This is a genomic window from Taklimakanibacter albus (genome assembly GCF_016595235.1).
Lineage (GTDB): Bacteria > Pseudomonadota > Alphaproteobacteria > Rhizobiales > Aestuariivirgaceae > Taklimakanibacter > Taklimakanibacter albus.
Genome location: NZ_JAENHL010000003.1, coordinates 143,757 through 161,486, shown reverse-complemented (window position 1 = coordinate 161,486; position 17,730 = coordinate 143,757). Strand labels below are relative to the sequence as shown.

At 63.3% G+C, this 17,730-nt stretch carries 18 protein-coding genes; 7 read left to right on the top strand and 11 right to left on the bottom strand.

Features of this window, described 5'->3' with window-relative positions:
* Positions 1–9: 9 nt before the first annotated feature.
* Entirely contained in the window at positions 10–906 is an 897-nt protein-coding gene (locus tag JHL16_RS00820) for a LysR family transcriptional regulator (protein WP_200183003.1), read from the bottom strand.
* Positions 907–1,013: 107 nt separating this feature from the next.
* Between JHL16_RS00820 and JHL16_RS00815 the strand changes: the two genes are divergently transcribed.
* Positions 1,014–2,018 carry an aldo/keto reductase gene (locus tag JHL16_RS00815; RefSeq protein ID WP_200183096.1) on the top strand — a complete coding sequence of 335 codons (1,005 nt, stop codon included), beginning with the start codon at positions 1,014–1,016 and terminating at the stop codon, positions 2,016–2,018.
* Here the strand turns inward: JHL16_RS00815 and JHL16_RS00810 are convergent.
* The 4 genes from JHL16_RS00810 to leuC form a co-directional block, all read right to left on the bottom strand.
* Positions 2,008–2,217 (bottom strand): hypothetical protein, encoded by a 210-nt coding sequence (locus JHL16_RS00810; protein ID WP_200183002.1) that lies wholly within the window; start codon positions 2,215–2,217, stop codon positions 2,008–2,010. The two genes, JHL16_RS00815 and JHL16_RS00810, sit on opposite strands and share 11 nt — an antisense overlap.
* Positions 2,217–2,621: a metallopeptidase family protein gene (locus JHL16_RS00805; RefSeq protein ID WP_200183095.1), complete on the bottom strand. Its 405-nt coding sequence runs from the start codon at positions 2,619–2,621 to the stop codon at positions 2,217–2,219. The genes JHL16_RS00810 and JHL16_RS00805 overlap by 1 nt, the downstream gene beginning before the upstream one ends.
* Positions 2,609–2,776: a hypothetical protein gene (locus tag JHL16_RS00800; RefSeq protein ID WP_171028373.1), complete on the bottom strand. Its 168-nt coding sequence runs from the start codon at positions 2,774–2,776 to the stop codon at positions 2,609–2,611. Before JHL16_RS00800 ends, JHL16_RS00805 begins: the two co-directional genes overlap by 13 nt.
* Positions 2,777–2,936: 160 nt before the next feature.
* Positions 2,937–4,340 carry a 3-isopropylmalate dehydratase large subunit gene (gene leuC, locus JHL16_RS00795; protein ID WP_200183001.1) on the bottom strand — a complete coding sequence of 468 codons (1,404 nt, stop codon included), beginning with the start codon at positions 4,338–4,340 and terminating at the stop codon, positions 2,937–2,939.
* A gap of 188 nt (positions 4,341–4,528) precedes the next feature.
* On the opposite strand from leuC, the gene JHL16_RS00790 reads away from it, so the two are divergent.
* Positions 4,529–5,719 carry a TMEM43 family protein gene (locus JHL16_RS00790; protein WP_200183000.1) on the top strand — a complete coding sequence of 397 codons (1,191 nt, stop codon included), beginning with the start codon at positions 4,529–4,531 and terminating at the stop codon, positions 5,717–5,719.
* A gap of 76 nt (positions 5,720–5,795) precedes the next feature.
* Entirely contained in the window at positions 5,796–6,479 is a 684-nt protein-coding gene (locus tag JHL16_RS00785) for a DUF1287 domain-containing protein (RefSeq protein ID WP_246770716.1), read from the top strand.
* Between the two features lie 5 nt (positions 6,480–6,484).
* Here the strand turns inward: JHL16_RS00785 and htpG are convergent, their stop codons facing one another.
* Positions 6,485–8,380, bottom strand: a complete 1,896-nt coding sequence (htpG, locus tag JHL16_RS00780) for a molecular chaperone HtpG (RefSeq protein ID WP_200182999.1) — start codon at positions 8,378–8,380, stop codon at positions 6,485–6,487.
* Positions 8,381–8,820: 440 nt separating this feature from the next.
* On the opposite strand from htpG, the gene JHL16_RS00775 reads away from it, so the two are divergent.
* Entirely contained in the window at positions 8,821–9,222 is a 402-nt protein-coding gene (locus JHL16_RS00775) for a DUF2794 domain-containing protein (protein WP_200182998.1), read from the top strand.
* 63 nt (positions 9,223–9,285) lie between these two features.
* On the opposite strand, the gene JHL16_RS00770 is transcribed toward JHL16_RS00775, so the two are convergent.
* From JHL16_RS00770 to JHL16_RS00755, 4 genes are all read right to left on the bottom strand, one after another.
* Complete coding sequence (locus JHL16_RS00770) at positions 9,286–10,023, bottom strand: Bax inhibitor-1/YccA family protein (protein ID WP_200182997.1); 738 nt, start codon at positions 10,021–10,023, stop codon at positions 9,286–9,288.
* 80 nt (positions 10,024–10,103) lie between these two features.
* Positions 10,104–10,397, bottom strand: coding sequence for a 4a-hydroxytetrahydrobiopterin dehydratase (locus JHL16_RS00765; protein WP_200182996.1), 294 nt, complete (start codon positions 10,395–10,397; stop codon positions 10,104–10,106).
* Between the two features lie 2 nt (positions 10,398–10,399).
* Positions 10,400–10,942 carry an RNA 2',3'-cyclic phosphodiesterase gene (gene thpR / locus JHL16_RS00760; protein ID WP_200182995.1) on the bottom strand — a complete coding sequence of 181 codons (543 nt, stop codon included), beginning with the start codon at positions 10,940–10,942 and terminating at the stop codon, positions 10,400–10,402.
* An 80-nt stretch (positions 10,943–11,022) separates the two neighbouring features.
* Positions 11,023–11,649 (bottom strand): arylesterase, encoded by a 627-nt coding sequence (locus JHL16_RS00755; RefSeq protein ID WP_200183093.1) that lies wholly within the window; start codon positions 11,647–11,649, stop codon positions 11,023–11,025.
* Positions 11,650–11,734: 85 nt separating this feature from the next.
* Here JHL16_RS00755 and JHL16_RS00750 point away from each other — a divergent pair, with 85 nt between their 5' ends.
* Together JHL16_RS00750 and JHL16_RS00745 are read left to right on the top strand one after the other, a co-directional pair.
* Positions 11,735–12,418, top strand: coding sequence for an ABC transporter ATP-binding protein (locus tag JHL16_RS00750; RefSeq protein WP_200182994.1), 684 nt, complete (start codon positions 11,735–11,737; stop codon positions 12,416–12,418).
* A complete protein-coding gene (locus JHL16_RS00745) occupies positions 12,415–14,925 on the top strand; it encodes an ABC transporter permease (RefSeq protein WP_200182993.1) in 2,511 nt (836 codons plus the stop codon). The genes JHL16_RS00750 and JHL16_RS00745 overlap by 4 nt, the downstream gene beginning before the upstream one ends.
* Positions 14,926–15,216: 291 nt before the next feature.
* Here the strand turns inward: JHL16_RS00745 and JHL16_RS00740 are convergent, their stop codons facing one another.
* Positions 15,217–16,749 (bottom strand): MFS transporter, encoded by a 1,533-nt coding sequence (locus tag JHL16_RS00740; RefSeq protein WP_246770715.1) that lies wholly within the window; start codon positions 16,747–16,749, stop codon positions 15,217–15,219.
* 110 nt (positions 16,750–16,859) lie between these two features.
* On the opposite strand from JHL16_RS00740, the gene JHL16_RS00735 reads away from it, so the two are divergent.
* Positions 16,860–17,711, top strand: coding sequence for a LysR family transcriptional regulator (locus JHL16_RS00735; protein ID WP_200182992.1), 852 nt, complete (start codon positions 16,860–16,862; stop codon positions 17,709–17,711).
* The last annotated feature ends 19 nt before the right edge of the window (positions 17,712–17,730 follow it).

The following is a 17,730-nucleotide window of genomic DNA, read 5'->3' as shown; positions in this document are numbered from 1 at the left end:
TGGCCGGTGTCAATCCGCGCCGCTCCCAGCGCGGATGAAGTCGATGAAGGCGCGCAAGGGTGCCGGCATGTGCCGGCGGCTCGGATAATAGAGCGACGGGCCGGGAAAATACGGACACCAGGATTGCAGCGTCTCGACCAGGCGGCCCGCCGCGATGGAAGGGCTGACGAAGGTCTCGAATGTGGCATACCAGCCGAGCCCATCCTCGGCGGCACGGATGGCGATGTCGGGACTGTTCGTGACGAGCACCGCCTCCGCATCGATCTTCACCATTTGGCCTTCCTTCTCGAATTCCCAAGGCAGCATCGCGCCGCTCAGGAACCGGTGGCGGATGCAGGGCCTGGTCAGCAGATCTTCCGGCCGTTCGGGCGCCCCATGGCGGCGGACATGGTCGGGTGAGGCGACAATTGCATAACGCTGCGCCGGTCCGATCGGCAGCGCGATCATGTCGAGCGCCAGGCTTTCGTCATACCGGATGCCGGCATCGAAGCCTTCGGCGAAGACATCGACGAAATTATTGTCGACGGTGATTTCGAGGCGGATGCCGGGATGGTGTTCGAGGAAGCGCGCGGCCAGCGGGGCGAGGATCGGCTGGGCGGCGCCCGGCACATTGAGGCGCAAGGTCCCGGTCGGCGTATCGCGGAAGCCATTCACCTCGTCGAGCGCCTCGTTCATTTCAGAGAAGATCGGCTGCAGCCGGGCCGCCAGCCGCTCACCCGCCTCGGTCGGCGTGACCGAGCGCGTGGTCCGGTTGAGCAGCCTCACCCCCAGCCGCTCCTCGAGATCACGCACCGACTGGCTCAAGGTCGAGGCCGAGACACCACGCTCGCGGGCGGCGCGCCGGAAATTGCGATGCCGCACGATGGCGACAAAAGCGTCGAGATCGGAGAATTCAGGGCGTCTCATTGTTCGATTTCCCGTACAGCCCATTTAAGATTGAACGAATTATCGCACGAACGGGAATGTGGCATCACCCCTCCCGACCACTTTTCCTGCCCAGGAGGTTTCCCATGATCGAGCAGCGTTCCTTAGGATCCACCGGCCCCAAAATTTCGGCCTTCGGGCTCGGCACGATGGGCATGTCCGCCTTTTATGGCCCCACCGACCGCGCTGAGAGCATTGCCACCCTCCATCAGGCACTCGACGCCGGAATCACACTTCTCGACACCGGCGATTTCTACGGCATGGGCCACAATGAGCTGCTCATCGCCGAGGCATTGAAGGAGCGTCGCCGCGCGGACGTCACTTTAAGCGTAAAATTCGGCGCCCAGCGCGATCCGGCCGGGGGCTGGATCGGCTTCGACGGGCGGCCCGCCGCGGTCAAGACGACGCTCGCTTACTCGCTGGTGCGGCTCAACACCGATCACATCGACATCTACCGGCCGGCACGCCTCGATCCAAATGTGCCGATCGAGGAAACGGTCGGCGCCATCGCCGAGCTGGTGAAGGCGGGTTATGTCCGCCATATCGGCCTCTCCGAGGTCGGCAGCGAGACGATCCGCCGGGCGGCGAAAGTCCATCCCATTTGCGATCTGCAGATCGAATATTCGCTGATCTCGCGCGGCATCGAGGACGACATCCTCTCGACCTGCCGCGAACTCGGCATCGCCGTCACCGCCTATGGCGTGCTGTCGCGCGGCCTGATCAGCGGCCATTGGACGAAAGAGACGCGTACCGGCAAAGGCGACTTTCGGGGCATGAGCCCACGCTTCCAGGCCGGCAATATCGACCGCAATCTGGCGCTCGTCGAGGCGCTGCGCCAGGTGGCGGACCGGCTGGGCGTGAGCGTGGCGCAGGTCGCCATCGCCTGGGTGGCGTCACGCGGGGCGGACATCTTCCCTTTGATCGGCGCCCGCAAGCGCGATCAGCTCACTGAATCTCTCGGCGCCCTCGACGTGAAGCTGTCCGATGCCGATCTGACGGCGATCGAGAAGGCGGTGCCGAAGGGCGCAGCAGCCGGTGGCCGTTATGCCGAGGCGCAACTGGCGCATCTCGACAGTGAGAAAGTCACCCGCTGAAATAAGTCCGCCAGAGATAGAAAATGAGTCCGGCCATGATGATCATCGACAGGACGCGCGCGATGCGTTTGCCGAGAATCTCGATCTTGTCGTCGGGCTCATCGCGCGGCGGCGGCTCGGCGCCGAGGAGTCTCTCCGACTGCTGATGGAGGCGCTCCAGCGCCGCCTTGGCTTCCGCTTCGCGATCGTTCTTGCTCATCACGGCACCTGGCGCTCGAGACGCTCCATGTCGTCATCCGACAGGCCGAAATGATGGCCGATCTCGTGGATCAGGACATGGCTGATGACGGCACCCAGCGTTTCCTTGTGCTCGGCCCAATAATCGAGAATGGGGCGGCGATAGAGGAAGACCATATTGGGCAGCATGCCAGTATGCGCCAGCTCTTCGCCATGGGCGAGGCCGGTGCCTTGGAAGAGGCCAAGCAGGTCGAACTCGTTGGCCTTCATTTCGCGCAGCACATCGTCTTCCGGAAAATCCTCGATCCGGATGATGATATTGCCGGTCAGTTCATGGAAGGTCCGCGGCAGACGCGCATAGGCCTCTTGGGCCAGCGCATCAAAATCCTCGAGCGACGGGGCTTCGAGACCCGTCAGATCATGCAGAGAAAGCCGGTGGCTTCGCAGAGGTCCAGTCCTTCGGCGGTCATGGCGTTAACGGTTGTATAGGCCGCCACGAGACCGGTCGCCAGCGTAAGCATGACAAGACCAATCAGGACCTTGCGCAGGAACCGCGCGTCCGCCGACTCTGTAGTAATCACCTGAGAAACTCCCCGCCACCCAGAAGTAAAAAGGTTGAACTTGGAATCAACCTTAGCGCCTCGCTGATGACATAACCCTTAATGGGACGTTCATCAACCGTTAATCGCCGGGACAGTTACCAACCTGCTACGCCGGCGATTATTCCACTTGTACGGGAACTTAGTTCCAGTTCCGTATGTCGACGAAATGACCGGCAATGGCCGCCGCCGCCGCCATTTGCGGCGACACCAGATGGGTGCGGCCCTTATAGCCTTGGCGGCCCTCGAAGTTGCGGTTTGACGTCGAGGCGCAGCGCTCCTCGGGCTTGAGCTGGTCGGGATTCATGCCGAGGCACATCGAGCAGCCGGGCTCACGCCATTCGAAGCCGGCGGCACGGAAGATCTTGTCGAGGCCTTCCTGCTCGGCCTGGACCTTGACCAGACCGGAGCCCGGAACGATCATGCCCTTGAGCCGCTCATGGATCTTGCGGCCTTCGACGATCTTGGCGACGGCGCGCAGATCCTCGATACGGCCATTGGTGCAGGAGCCGATCCAGATCATGTCGAGCGGGATGTCGGTGATTTTGGTGCCGGGTTTCAGGCCCATATAATCGAGCGCCCGCCACTTCGACTGGCGCTTGCCTTCGTCCTGGATGTCGTCCGGATTGGGCACGCTGCCGGCGATCGAAACGACATCCTCGGGGCTCGTGCCCCAGGAGACGATCGGCGGCAGCGATGCCGCATCGAGCTTCACCACCCGGTCGAAATGAGCGCCGTCATCGGTATGGAGCGTGTCCCAGTAGCGGCGCGCCGCATCCCAGTTGGCCCCTTTGGGCGATTTCGGGCGGTCTTTCAGATAGGCATAGGCCTTCTCGTCCGGCGCGATCATGCCGGCGCGCGCGCCGCCCTCGATCGACATGTTGCAGACCGTCATGCGGCCTTCCATCGACAGGTCGCGCAAAGCTTCGCCGGCATATTCGATGACCGAGCCGGTGCCGCCGGCGGTGCCGATCTCGCCGATGATGGCGAGGATGATGTCTTTGGCGGTGGCGCCGGAAGCGAGCTTCCCGTCCACCTGGACCAGCATGTTCTTGGCCTTCTTCTGGATCAGCGTCTGGGTGGCGAGCACATGCTCGACCTCCGACGTGCCGATGCCATGGGCGAGCGCGCCGAAAGCGCCGTGGGTCGAGGTATGGCTGTCGCCGCACACGATGGTCGTGCCGGGCAGCGTGAAGCCCTGCTCGGGGCCGACCACATGGACGATGCCCTGGCGGCTGTCGCGCTCATTGTAATATTCGATGCCGAAATCCTTGGCATTCTGCGCCAGCGTCTCGACCTGGATGCGGCTTTCCGGCTCGGCGATGCCGTGGCTGCGGTCGGTGGTCGGCACATTGTGGTCGACCACGGCCAGCGTCTTCTCGGGATGGCGGACCTTGCGGCCGGTCATGCGCAGGCCCTCGAAGGCCTGCGGACTCGTCACCTCATGGATGAGATGGCGATCGATATAGAGCAGGCAGGTGCCGTCCGGCTGCTCATCCACCAGATGATCGTCCCAAATCTTATCATAGAGCGTACGCGGTGCCATTGGCCTTGCCTGTCCGGAGGTTAGGTGTTTCGGCTATTTAGCGCCTGGACTCAGGGAGTCAAACCCCCAAAGCCTGGAGGCAAGCCTGCCGCCGCCGCATGGCCTTCCTCCCGCTTCCCTTACGCCAGATTCTGGGGCAAAGACAGCGCCCCGCCCGCTGGGGCGGCAGTGATTCCCAGGGAGAAATCATGGCGCAAGCCAATAATACCTATCGCGAGACCACCACGACCTCCTGGTTCAGCCGGCTGAAGCAGGCTTTGACCGGCATAGTGATCGGACTCATCCTCGTCGCCGCCTCTCTCGTCCTGCTGTTCTGGAACGAAGGCCGGGCGATCAAGACCTACCGGGCGCTCACCGAAGGCGCCGGTTCGATCGTCTCGGTCGATGCGGCCAAGGTCGACCCTGCCAATGAAGGCAAGCTCGTCCATATTGCCGGCGCCTTCGCGCCCAAGGGCACGCCCGCTGACGCGGATCTCGGTGTTGCGGCCGAAGGCGCGGTGCGCCTCATCCGCACGGTCGAGATGTATCAGTGGAAAGAGACGTCGCGCTCGGAGACCAAAACCAAGCTCGGCGGTGGTGAGGAGACCGTCACCACCTATGAATACGCCAAGGAGTGGTCGAGCGAGCCGATCGAGTCGGCGAAGTTCAAAGTGCCGGACGGCCATGGCAATCCAGCGATGCCGATCAAGTCGAGTGACTTCGCCGTCGCGTCCGGCGATCTCGGCGCCTTCAGCCTGACCGGCGAACAGATCGGCGGCCTCGGTGAGCGCAAATCGATTGCCTTGGCCGACTCCGATGCGGTGCGCATCAAGGACCGCGTGGCGCCGACCCGTTCGGCCCGCATCGACCAGGGCCGTGTTTTCATCGGCTACAATCTCGAGCAGCCCTGGATCGGCGACCTGCGCATCTCCTATGAGGCGGCGAGCCTTGCTGAGGTCAGCGCCGCCGGCGCCCAGAAAGGCAACGGCCTTGCCGACTATGTGACGTCGAACGGCCAGACGATCTTTCTGACGCAAACCGGCATCGTCAGCGCCGCGCAGATGTTCGCCGACGCGCAGACCGGTAACACCATCGTGACCTGGGTGCTGCGCGCCGTGGGCCTTGTGCTGCTGCTGATCGGCTTCACCTTGATCCTGCGCATCTTCGGTGTCCTGGGCGACGTGGTGCCGTTCTTCGGTGATGTGGTGCGCTTCGGCACCGGCCTCGTCGCGTTCCTGCTGACGGCGCTGATGGGTTCGCTCGCCATTGCGCTGGGCTGGTTCTATTACCGCCCGCTCTGGGGCATCGCGATCCTGGCCGTCGGCGTCCTCATTGCCGGCATCCTCTGGTATCGCGGTTCGGCACGCGCCAAAGCCGCTCCGGCGCCGGCCGCGAGCTGATCCTCCGTCCGGCACGAAGTGCCGGTCGGTAATCGTGACGCAAGTCTGCCACAATGCCATGGCCTGATTGCAGGCCATGGTTTCCCGTCGACTGCTCATCCTGCCGCTCGCCGGCCTCGCCGCCACGGCCGCGATTGCCGGCTTCGTCCCCGCCCGCCATCTGACTGTCGTGGCGCAATCCGTCATGGGTCCCGCGAGCCAGCCGCCGCGCGATATGCCGGTCTTCGCTCAGGTCCAAGGCGATGCCGAACGTCTTGTCAGTGCCGGACTGCATCAGATCGGCGTCACCACGATCTATGATCCGGCCTATGTGACCTTGAAATATCCAGGCGGCGATGTCGCGCCGGAGCGCGGCGTATGCACTGACGTGATCGTGAGAGCCTATCGCTCAGCCTTCAGCGTCGATCTCCAGAAACTCGTCCACGAGGACATGCGCAACAACTTCACCGCTTATCCGCGCATCTGGGGCCTCAAGCTGCCGGACCGCAATATCGATCACCGGCGTGTCCCCAATCTGCGGACCTTCTTCGCCCGACAGGGTGCTGAACTGCCGGTCACCGAAACGGCGCGCGACTATCGCCCCGGCGACGTCGTCTCGCAGATGCTGCCCGGCAATCTTGCGCATATCGCGCTGGTCAGCCACTTCGCCTCCGCCGATGGCAAGCGGCCGCTCTGCATCCACAATATCGGCGCCGGCGCCAGGCTCGAGGATATCCTCTTCACCTACCCGGTCACCGGCCATTACCGGTTCAAATTATAGATCAGCTAGCTGTAGGCTTTCTGCATCAGCGCACTGACCGAGCCGGCGAATTTCGCCGGATCGGCGACGCGCTCACCATCCATCACGCGGGCGAGATCGAGCAGCAGGCCCGAGGCATCGCCGAGTTCCGCCGAGGCGCCTGACTTCTTGGCGGTCTCGGCCAGAGCCTTGATGAGCGCATGCCCGGCATTGATCTCGAGAATGGGCGCCGTCACCTTCACATCGGTCGTGCCCTGGCGCGCCAGCAGCTTCTCCAGCGTGCGGTCGAGGCCCTGGTCGCTGGCGACGAGGCAGACCGGGCTGTCGGTGAGGCGCGCCGATTTGCGCACGTCGCCGACCTGATCGCCGAGCGTCTGCTTGATGAGCGCGATGAGTGTCGCGGTGGCGCCTTCATCGGCGTCGGATTTCGGCGCCTCCTCAACGAGCGGAATGAGATCGAGATCGGCGGCGCCTTGCGTCACCGACTTGAACGGCTTGCCGTCGAAGCCCAGCGCCATGCGCACCCAGAAGCTGTCGACCGCGTCGGTGAGGAGAAGAACCTCGATGCCGCGGGCGCGGAAACCTTCGAGCTGCGGGCTGGCCTTGGCCTTCGCCGCGTCTTCGGCCGTCAGATAATAGATCGCCGTCTGATTGGCCTTCAGATCGGCGATATAGTCCTTGAGCGTCACGCCCTCACGTTTGGTGGTGTTGAAACGCGCGATCTCGAACAGCTGGTCGCGCCGCTCCATATCCTCATAGAGGCCTTCCTTGATGACGGGACCGAAAGCGTCCCAGATCTTGGCCGCTTTTTCGGGCTCGGTCTCGAAGCACTTCTTGAGCTCAGCCAGCACCTTGTTGGTGACCGCCTTGCGGATTGCCGCCACTTGCGGATTGTGCTGCAGCATCTCGCGCGAGATGTTGAGCGGCATGTCCTCGCTGTCGATGACGCCGCGCACGAAACGCAGATAAGGCGGCAGCAACTCGGCATCGCTGGTGATGAAGACGCGGCGGACATAAAGCTTCTGGCGGCCGCGCCGTTCCGGATCATAGAGATCGAAGGGCTTTTCACCCGGCACGAAGAGCAGCACCGTATATTCGTTGCGGCCCTCCGCCTTGTAGTGAAGCGTCAGCGCCGGATCGGAATAGGCGCCGGTGATATGACCGAAGAATTCCTTGTACTGGTCGGGCGTGATGTCGGTCTTGGCGCGCGTCCAGATAGCGGAGGCCGCATTGATCTGGCGCGTCGTTTCGGTTCCTGCCGCGAGCCTGATCGGATGCGCGATATGATCTGAATAGGCGCGCACCACCTCCTCGATCTTCCAGTCCTCGAGGAATTCGAGCGCGTCTTCCTTGAGGTGAAGGACGATGCTGGTGCCGCGCAGGGGCGCCGCTTCCGGCTTGACTGACGCGACCGTGAAGGTGCCGGTGCCGTCCGACGACCAGGCGAAGGCCTCATCGGTTCCGGCCTTGCGTGAGGTCACCTCGACCTTATGCGCGACCATGAAGGACGAATAGAAGCCGACGCCGAACTGGCCGATGAGATGGATGCCGCCCTTGTCCTTGTCGTCCTTGGCCTGCTCCATGAAGGCCTGGGTACCGGATTTCGCGATGGTGCCGAGATTGTCGATGAGCTCCTGCTCGCTCATGCCGATGCCGTTATCGGCGACGGTGAGGGTCTTGGCGGCCTTGTCGGGCGTGATGGTGATGGCGAGATCGGGGGCGCCGGCGAGCAGCTCGGGCTTGGCGATCGCCTCGTAGCGCAATTTGTCGAGGGCGTCGGCGGCATTGGAGATGAGCTCGCGCAGGAAGACGTCGCGGTCGGAATAGACCGAATGCACCATCAGATGCAGGAGCTTCGCGACCTCCGCCTGGAAATTGTGCGAATACGTCTCGCCGGTCTTCGCCTTCTTCTTCTCAGCCATATCCAACCCTTCTGCCGAATTCCGGCTGGCATTTGGGGAAGAGCCGGCGATCCGTCAAGCGTGTTCGATCGAGGAACGATGGGGAGGCTACAAAAGAAAAGCGGCCAGTGTTTCCACCGGCCGCGAACTCAATACGCCTCTACTCACAGAAGGGGAGATGGTATCGGCCCGGCGGCACTTGGCTACGGGGGGCTGGGGGGCTGAGATTTCCGATGCTTCGTGCCAGCCGGGCCATTGAGGCAACGATTGGAGTGTGCCCATCCAGTTTGGCTGTCAAAGGGCCGGAATGCGGCGGCAATGTGAAACTTTCATTGCATGCCAGTAAGGTCACCTGGAGCGTCAAATTGCTTGAATCGCTTCGATTCCAATAAGTTGATGGGCCTGCCGCACGGCCTGCTTGCCAAGGCGGCGAGGAGGGTCCATTCTTTGGCTCAAGAAGAATGGAGTCGCGGACCAAGGTGAGCGATTTCGAGCCTATAGTTTCCTTCCGGGCGCGGGCGGCTGGTCCTCGTTCGGAAAATCGGGATACCAGCCCGCCGGTGAAGAAGACCGCCTTCGACCGGAAAGAACTCAATATTATTCTCAATCTGTACGGCTCGAAGGTCGCCGAAGGCGAATGGCGCGATTACGCGCTCGATTTCGATATCCATACCGCCACCTTCTCGATCTACCGCCGCGCCAGCGAGATGCCGCTTTACCGTATCGTCAAGGACATAACTTTGGCGCGCCGCCAGGGCGCCTATGCGGTCGTCGCCCAGAGCGGCATGATCCTTAGGCGCGGCCACGACCTGGCCCAGGTGCTGCGCGTCCTCCTCGGCAAGCCAAGGCTGGTCACGGTCTGATCCCTCAACAAAAAAACCCCGGATGTCGCCATCCGGGGTTTCAGTCGTTCTTTGCGCCGAGGTCTATTCGCGGTTGCCGAACAGCCGGAGCAGCATGAGGAACAGGTTGATGAAGTCGAGATAGAGATTGAGCGCGCCCATGAGGATCTTCTTGCTCATGGTCTCGCCGTCATCGGCCTCGAGATACATCTCCTTGATTTTCTGGGTGTCGTAGGCGGTGAGGCCCGCGAAGACCAGAACGCCGATCACCGAGATCGCATATTGCAGAGCCCCGTTCGGCCAGAACAGGTTGACGATGCTGGCGATGATGATGCCGATAAGGCCCATGAACAGGAACGAACCCCAGCCGGTGAGGTCGCGCTTGGTCGTATAGCCCCACAGGCTCAAGGCGCCGAAGGTCGCCGCCGAGATGAAGAACACCCGGGTGATGCTGCTGCCCGAATAGACGAGGCCGAGCGTCGAGAAGGCCACGCCGTTGAGCGCCGCGTAGATCCAGAAAGTGATCTGAGCCGTGGCCGCCTTCATCGCATGGATGCGGAAGGACAGGAAAAACACCAGCGCGACCGGCGCCAGCACGAACACCCACATCAGGGGCGAGGCGAAGAGCGTCTGCCCGAAGGGGGTCAGCTGGCCATTCTGTACCGCCAGCATATAAGTGCCGGCCGCCACCGCGCCCGTAACCGCGAGGCCGGATGCCATGTAATTGTAGACGCCGAGCATGTAGGACCTGAGGCCCTGGTCGATCTCGGCCTGCGTACCGGCGCGGGTCGGCGCCTGGTTTTGATATCTCACATCAGCCATTTAGGTTGCTCCCTCCAGGAATTCGAAACACCGATCGCATATGGGGTCTCCCCACCCCACCGTCAAGACATTGAACTCTCTCACAACTTCGCGATCAGGTCCATCTTTCCGGCGAGCTTGACGTCGAGTTCCGTTAACCCTTGGGCGCTGTGGGTGGCGAGCACGACCTCCACCCTGTTGTAGACGTTAAACCACTCGGGGTGGTGGTCGAGCTTCTCCGCCTCCAGCGCCACCCGCGCCATGAAACCGAAGGCCTCGCTGAAGCTCTTGAACTTGTAGCTTTTGGTGATGGCCTCGCGGCCCTCGACCAGGCTCCAGCCGGGAAGGTTCTCGAGCGCCGCCGCGCGCGCCTCGGGTGAGAGTCTGTCGCGCATGGCTAGAAAGCCGCGCCCAGCGCGTAGGCTTCCTCGACTGCGTAAGGTCCGCCGCCGCGCGACGGCCTGGATGAGAACAGCACGAAGCGATCGACCTCGAAGAAGCGGCTCGCGAACAGGCTGTGCGCCGCGATGAAGCGATGCACATGGTCGAGCGTCGTGTCGCGTAAACGCGCCAGCGTCACATGCGGCGTGAACTTACGCTGCTCGGGCGGCATGCCGAGCATCTGGCAGATGCGCTCATGCGTGCTCTGCAGTCGTCTGAGCTCCGGTGACTCCGCCACGCCCGCATAAAGCGAATGTGGTTTGTTGCCACCGAAAGCATCGATGCCCTTGAGCCTCAGCGTGAACGGCTTGGCCGACACGGCATCGAGTTCAGCCGCGATTTCTCGGGCTAATCCGTCGTCTATATCGCCGATAAACCTGAGGGTGATGTGGTAGGAGTCCCGGTCAATCCAGCGAGCGCCCCAGATGCCGCCTTTCATGAGTTCAAGCTCAAAGGCAACGTCGGTCGGGATTTCGACACCGGTAAACAGTCGCGGCATGGCGGGCCTCCTTTCAAGCGGAGCTCGTTTAGTCGCGTGAGCAGTCCTACGCTAACGCGATTCGTGGAGAAAAAAAGGGGCTATTTGGAGGAGGCCTGCTTGAGCAGGTCTTCCGTGATCGGAAGGATTCGCGAGACGATCATATCCACTCCTTTGCTGTTGGGATGGAGCCCGTCCGGCTGATTGAGCGCCGGGTCGGCGGCGACGCCGTCGAGGAAGAAGGGGTAGAACAGCACGCCGTGTTTCTGGGCGAGGCGCGGGAACAGCGCGTCGAATTTCTTCCCATAGTCGGGACCGAGATTGCGCGGCGCGAGCATGCCGGCGAAGAGCACCGGCAGGTTCCTCTTTTTGATCTCGGTGAGGATGCGGTCGAGCGCCTTTTCGGTCTGGTCCGGATCGATCCCGCGGAGCGCGTCATTGGCGCCGAGCTCGAGGATGACGGCATCGACGGGATCACCCAATGCCCAGTCGAGACGTTCGGCGCCGGCCGTGCTGGTGTCGCCGGACACCCCGGCATTGGTGATCACAATATCGTGACCACGGGCTTTGAGGGCGGCTTCGAGCTTGGCTGGAAAGGCATCGGCCGGGTCGACGCCAAGCCCGGCGGTGAGGCTGTCGCCCAAAGCCAGGATACGGAGGCTTTGCGCCTGGAGAGGCGAGAAGGCGAGGAGCAGGCCGAGGCAGAAGGCGAGGAAGCCGAATCGCATGCCCAATTAGGTAGGAACTCCTTGTGACAACAGCAAGTCATGAGCTGATATGGACTTTTGACCGCCCCTCTCCCATCTAGGCCGGATGCCTTCCCCGATCGTTTCCCTTGAAAATGTCCGCCTCACCCTTTCAAGCCGCGCCGGCCCGGTCGAAATCCTGCGCGGCATAGACCTGTCCGCGCTTCCGGGCGAGGCGCTTGGCATCGTCGGCCCCTCGGGCTCCGGCAAGACCACCTTGCTGATGGTGATCGCCGGCCTGGAGCGGGTGAGCGCCGGCACCATCACCGTTAACGGCACCCCGCTCGGCGGCAAGAACGAGGATGCGCTGGCGCGCTTCCGGCGTGATGCCATCGGCATCATCTTCCAGTCCTTCCATCTGATCCCGACCATGACGGCGCTCGAAAATGTCGCCGTGCCGCTCGAATTCAAGGGCGTCGCCGACGCCCTCACCCGGGCGAAGACACATCTCGAAAGGGTGGGCCTCGGCCACCGGCTCAGCCATTATCCGAGCCAGCTCTCAGGCGGCGAGCAGCAGCGCGTCGCCATCGCCCGCGCCATCGCCTCGGGCGCCAAGATCATCCTGGCCGACGAGCCGACCGGCAATCTCGACCTCGATACGGGGGCCGCCATCATGGACCTGCTCTTCAGCCTGAAGCGCGAGGACGGCACCACCCTGCTGCTCATCACCCATGACCCGGCCCTCGCCAAACGCTGCGACCGGATCGCCTCGGTGCGCGACGGCCGCATCGTCTCGGGCGCCCATCCATGATGCCGAAGCTCTGGCTCATCTATGCCTGGCGCGATCTGCGTTCGGGACTGCAGGGTTTCTGGATCTTTCTCATCTGCCTGGCGCTTGGCACCGCGGCCATCGCCATTGTCGGCTCGCTCGGCGCCGCCATCGATCGCGGCCTCGTCGAGCAGGGCCAGCCTCTGCTGGGCGGCGATGTCGAGGTGGCGCTCATCCACCGCGAGGTGACGCCCAACGAGATGGCGTTCCTGCAAAGCAAAGGCACCGTCTCGAAAGTCGGATCGCTGCGCGCGATGGCGCGCGGCAATGATCGGACGGCACTGGTCGAGATCAAATCCATCGACGGTCTCTATCCGCTCTATGGCGCGCTCGCCCTCGCGCCCGCCGGCGATATCAAGACAGCGGTCGAAGGCGACGGCGTCGCCGTCGATCCGATCCTGCTCGAACGTTTGGGTCTCAAGACCGGCGACCGCTTCAAGATCGGCGACAAGGAATTTATCATCCGCGCCGCCATCTCGCATGAGCCCGACCGCATCTCCGATGGTCTCGCTCTGGGACCGCGCGTGATGATGAGCGAGGCTTCTCTGCAGGCGACCGGCCTCGTCCAGCCGGGCAGCCTCATCACCTGGAAATATCGGGTGAAGATGCCGGAGGGTACCAGTCTCGCTCAGGTGCGCGAAGTGGTGCGCCAGGCCCAGGAGGATCATCGCGATGCCGGCTGGCGGGTACGCAACCGCGGCAGCGCCGCGCCCGGCGCCGATCAATATATCGAGCGGCTTTCCTATTTCATGACGCTGGTCGGCCTCACCGCCCTCATCATCGGCGGCGCCGGCATCGCCAATGCCGCAAGCGCCTTCATCAGCCGCCGCACTGAATCGATCGCGACGCTCAAATGCCTGGGCGCCAGCCAGCGTTTGATCACCGGCATCTATCTGACCGAAATTCTGGCGGTGGCGCTGCTCGCCATCATCATCGGCCTGGCGCTCGGCGCCGTGGCGCCCGCCATCGCCAAGGCGACGATCGGCGATTTGATCCCCTTGCCTTTGACCGCACGGGTCGAACCGCGTCCTCTGGCGCTCGCCGCCCTCTTCGGCTTCCTCGTCACCATCGCCTTCACCATGTGGCCGCTCGCCCGCACCCGCTATGTGCCGGCCTCCGCCTTGTTCCGCCATCATGTCGTAGCCTCCGGCGGCTGGCCCGGCTGGGGCGCGCTTCTCACCATCGTCATCGCCCTGGCGGCGCTCGCCGGGCTTGTCTATGCAAGCTTCTCGGATGCCCGCATCACCAGCATCTATCTCGGCGGTTTGGCCGGCAGCTTCATCGTGCTGCTGGGTCTCGCCGCGGCGATCGTCCGTCTGACCGCGAAATTGCCACGGCCGAAAAGCGCCATCTGGCGTTATGCGCTTTCCAATGTGCACCGCCCCGGCTCGGCGGCGATCTCCGTCATTCTCGCTCTGGGTCTCGGTCTCACGCTGTTCGTGACCCTGGCGCTCACCGACCGCACCATTTCGACCGAGCTCACCTCCGGTATTCCCGACCGGGCGCCGTCCTTCTTCTTTCTCGACGTGCGCAATGACGAGAAGCAGGCTTTCCTCGATCTCGTGGCTAAGGAGCCGGGCGTCACCAAGGTCGAGACGGCGCCGATGCTCCGTGGGCGGATCACGCATGTGAAGGGCACGAGCGCCGACAAAGTGCAGGCTTCGCCCGACACGGCCTGGGCCTTGCGCGGCGACCGCGGACTGACCTATGCGAGCGATCTGCCGCAAGGCTCGACGCTCATCGCCGGTGACTGGTGGCCGGCCGATTACAAGGGACCGCCGCTCGTCTCCTTCGTCGGCGAAGTGGCCGACGGCTTGGGCCTCAAGATCGGCGATGACATCACCGTCAATGTGCTGGGCCGCGACATCACCGCGAAGATCGCGAGCCTCAGAAAGGTGAACTGGCGCTCGCTCGACATCAACTTCCTGATGATCTTCACGCCCGACACCTTGTCCAAGGCGCCGCATCAGAACATCGTCACCATCGAGATGTCGGGCGGCGATGAAGGCCAGCTGCTCAACAAAGTCTCCGGCGCCTTTCCGACCGTGACCGCGATCCGGGTCAAGGACGTGGTGGCGACCGTCACCGATCTTCTGACCCAGATGCTCGCCGCCATCCGTGGCGCCAATGCGCTGACACTCGTCACCGGCATCCTGGTGCTGGCCGGTGCCTTGAGCGCCGGGCTTTCCGGCCGGCTCTATGACGCCGTGGTACTCAAGACTTATGGTGCGACCAGGCTCGAGCTCATCCAGGCCTTCATCATCGAATATGGCATTCTGGGCCTTGCCTCGGCGATCTTCGGCGTCACCGTCGGCGCGGCAGGTTCGTGGTTCCTGAGCTTCTGGATCTTGGAGATGCCATGGAGCTTCTCCTGGGTGACCGCGCTCTCGACGGCGCTACTGGCGATGGTGCTGGCAATCGCCGCCGGCCTCGCCGTCACCTGGCGGGCCCTGACGGCCAAGCCGGCGGCGATCCTCAGGGACGAGTGACTCGCCGTTCGAGCCAGAAGCGCTGGGCACGCATGACCGCATAGGCGCCGAGACCGGCGAACAAGCACTTGACGATCCAGTGAGAACTCGTGGCTTCGACGATAAGGCCGCCAATCAAAAGTCCGAGCCCACTGCCCAGCATCGCACAAATCGCCCGCGCCCAGGTGGATCTTGGAGAACTCGACATGATCCGGGATGCTCTGCCTGGAATGGACATGGTGCGCTGTGCGATTGTTGCCTCGCAATATCCTGACGGAATAGCATCCTGTCGGCAATCCCTGCACGGCATCATCAGCCCGCAATCGGACTGCGCTTCTTCGCCGGACTGAAGATCACGAAGCTGAGCGCCGCCAGGATCCAGACGCCGATGCCGCCATAAAGCATGACCCAGCCGAAGCCATGGGTCAGCGCCGCATGCAGGATCGCACCCGAAGTGTCGAGCGCTCCCGGGAGTTTCTGGTCCAGTGACGTCACACTGCCGGCGGCGATGCCTTGCGCGAGCGAGCGCAGTTCGATGGCATCGAGCGCGGGCGGCAGCGCGCTCTTCAAATAAGCGAGAACGCCCTCCACCAGCACAAACCCCATCACCGCGATATTGATGGCGAGCGCGATCAGCCTGGCGCTCGTATCGATGCCGGACGCCATGCCGGCGCGGTCGGCCGAGACCGATCCGGTGGTCGTGTCGGTGACGGGCGTGCTGGTCAGGCCGATGCCGATGCCGGCCAGCAAGGCTCCCGGCAGCATCGTCAGCCAGCTCGCATCGAGAAGGGCGCTGCCGAAGCGCATCAGCAGGAAGCCAAGTCCGATGGTGAACAGGCCGAGCGGAATGACGGTCCGCGCGCCATAACGATGGAGCAGATATTGCGCCACCGGTGTCATGACCAGGAACGGCACGGTGTAAGCGAGCAGCACCAGCCCGGTGACGGTGCTGTCATAGCCGAGACCGATGGTGAAATAGATCGGCAGATAGATCATGAACGGCCAGTAGCTGAAATTCATGCCGATGCAGCCGATGATCGCGCCGGAGAAATTGCGCACTTTGAACACGGAGAAGTCGAACATCGGATGGGGATTGAGGTTCTCGGCGAAGATGAAGGCGACGAAGCTCGCCGCCGCTGCCGCGAGAATGGCAAGCCCCGCGAGACTGCTGAAGCCGAGATCGGCGCCTTGCGTGATGTAGAAGGTCAGGCAGAAGACCGATGCGGTTAGCGTGGCGATGCCGAGCAGATCGAGATGCTTGGCGTCGGGATCGCGCGATTCCCTGACACCGGCCTGGGTCAGGATCAACGTCACGGCGGCCAGCGGCACATGCACGAGGAACACCCATTGCCAGGTCGACAGCGCGATGATCGCTCCGCCGATGACCGGCCCGAAGCCCAGGCCGATGCCGGCGATGACGCCCCAGATCGCAAAGGCCCGGCCGCGTTCCCGGCCTTCCTGGAACTGATGCGACAGGACGGCGATGGTGCAGATGAACATTGCCCCGCCGGCCATGCCTTGCGCGAAGCGTGCAACGATCAGGAGGAAGGCGTTGGGCGCCACGCCGCAGAACAGCGACGTGACGGCGAAGGCGACCGTGCTGGCGGCAAAGACGCGGCGCCGCCCGAACCGGTCGGCCAGCGTGCCGGTCGCCATCAGCACAGTCGTGCAGGCGATCGTATAGGCGTTCATTATCCACTGCATGTCCTGGAAGTCGGCGCCGAGCACCCGCTCGAGCGTCGGCAGGATCACCGGCACGCTGGATATCTCCAGGCCGAACATCAGGGCCGCCAGGCAGGTGGCGGCCAGAGCGATCATGTTGTTTCGGGATTGATCAAGGCTCATACGGTCGTCCCCCGGTTCGAAAGCTGCGGTTCGGGAGAGATAGGCGGGCCTTGACTATATAAAAATAGGATGATTACCTATTTCAGAGATAACAAATCAGAATGAATGGCATGGTCACGCTGGACGTGGAATCGGTGCAGGCCTTCGTAATGGTGGCCGATCTGCGCAGCTTTACAAGAGCGGCCGAGACCTTGGGCACCACCCAGGCGGCAATCAGCGTGAAGCTGAAGCGGCTGGAAGACCGGCTCGGTTTCCGGCTCATCGAACGGACGCCGCGCCTGGTGCGCCCCTCGGTCCGGGGGGCCGCTTTCCTGTGCGCCGCGCGCGACTTCATCGCCGCCCATGAGCGCGCCATCGCCGGCCTGTCGGCGAGCCCACGGCGCCTGGCGGTCGGTTTCGTCGATCATGTGGCGGGCGCCGAATTCCCAACCCTGCTGGCCAGGCTCCATGCCCATGATCCGGCGCTGGTGATCGAGGTCAGGATCGACGTGTCGCGCAATCTGATCGATGCTTTCGACAAGGGCGTCCTCGATGCGGTGATCGTGCGCCGCGAGGATGACCGGCGCGACGGCGAAGTGCTGACGCAGGAGCATTTTGGCTGGTTCGCGGCGCCGGGTTTCACCTGGCCGGAAGGCACGCCCTTGCGTCTCGCGTCCTTCGCGCCGACCTGCCTGGAACGGATCATGGCGACGCGCACCCTCGATGCGGCCGGCATCGCCTGGACCGAAACTTTCGTGGGCGGCGGCATTCCGGCGATCGTCGCCGCCGTGTCGGCCGGCCTCGCGGTGGCGCCTTTGACCTTCCGGGTAGCCCCGGCGGGTGTCGTCGAAGTGGGCAAAGAGCTGGGCTTGCCGCCTCTGCCCTCCTCGGAGATCGTGCTTCATTCGACCCTGACCGATGCGCGGTCGCGTGCCGCCCTCAAGATTCTGGCCACCGCCTTTCGCGAACATCGGGTAGTATGAGGGTCTGACAAGGGAAAAG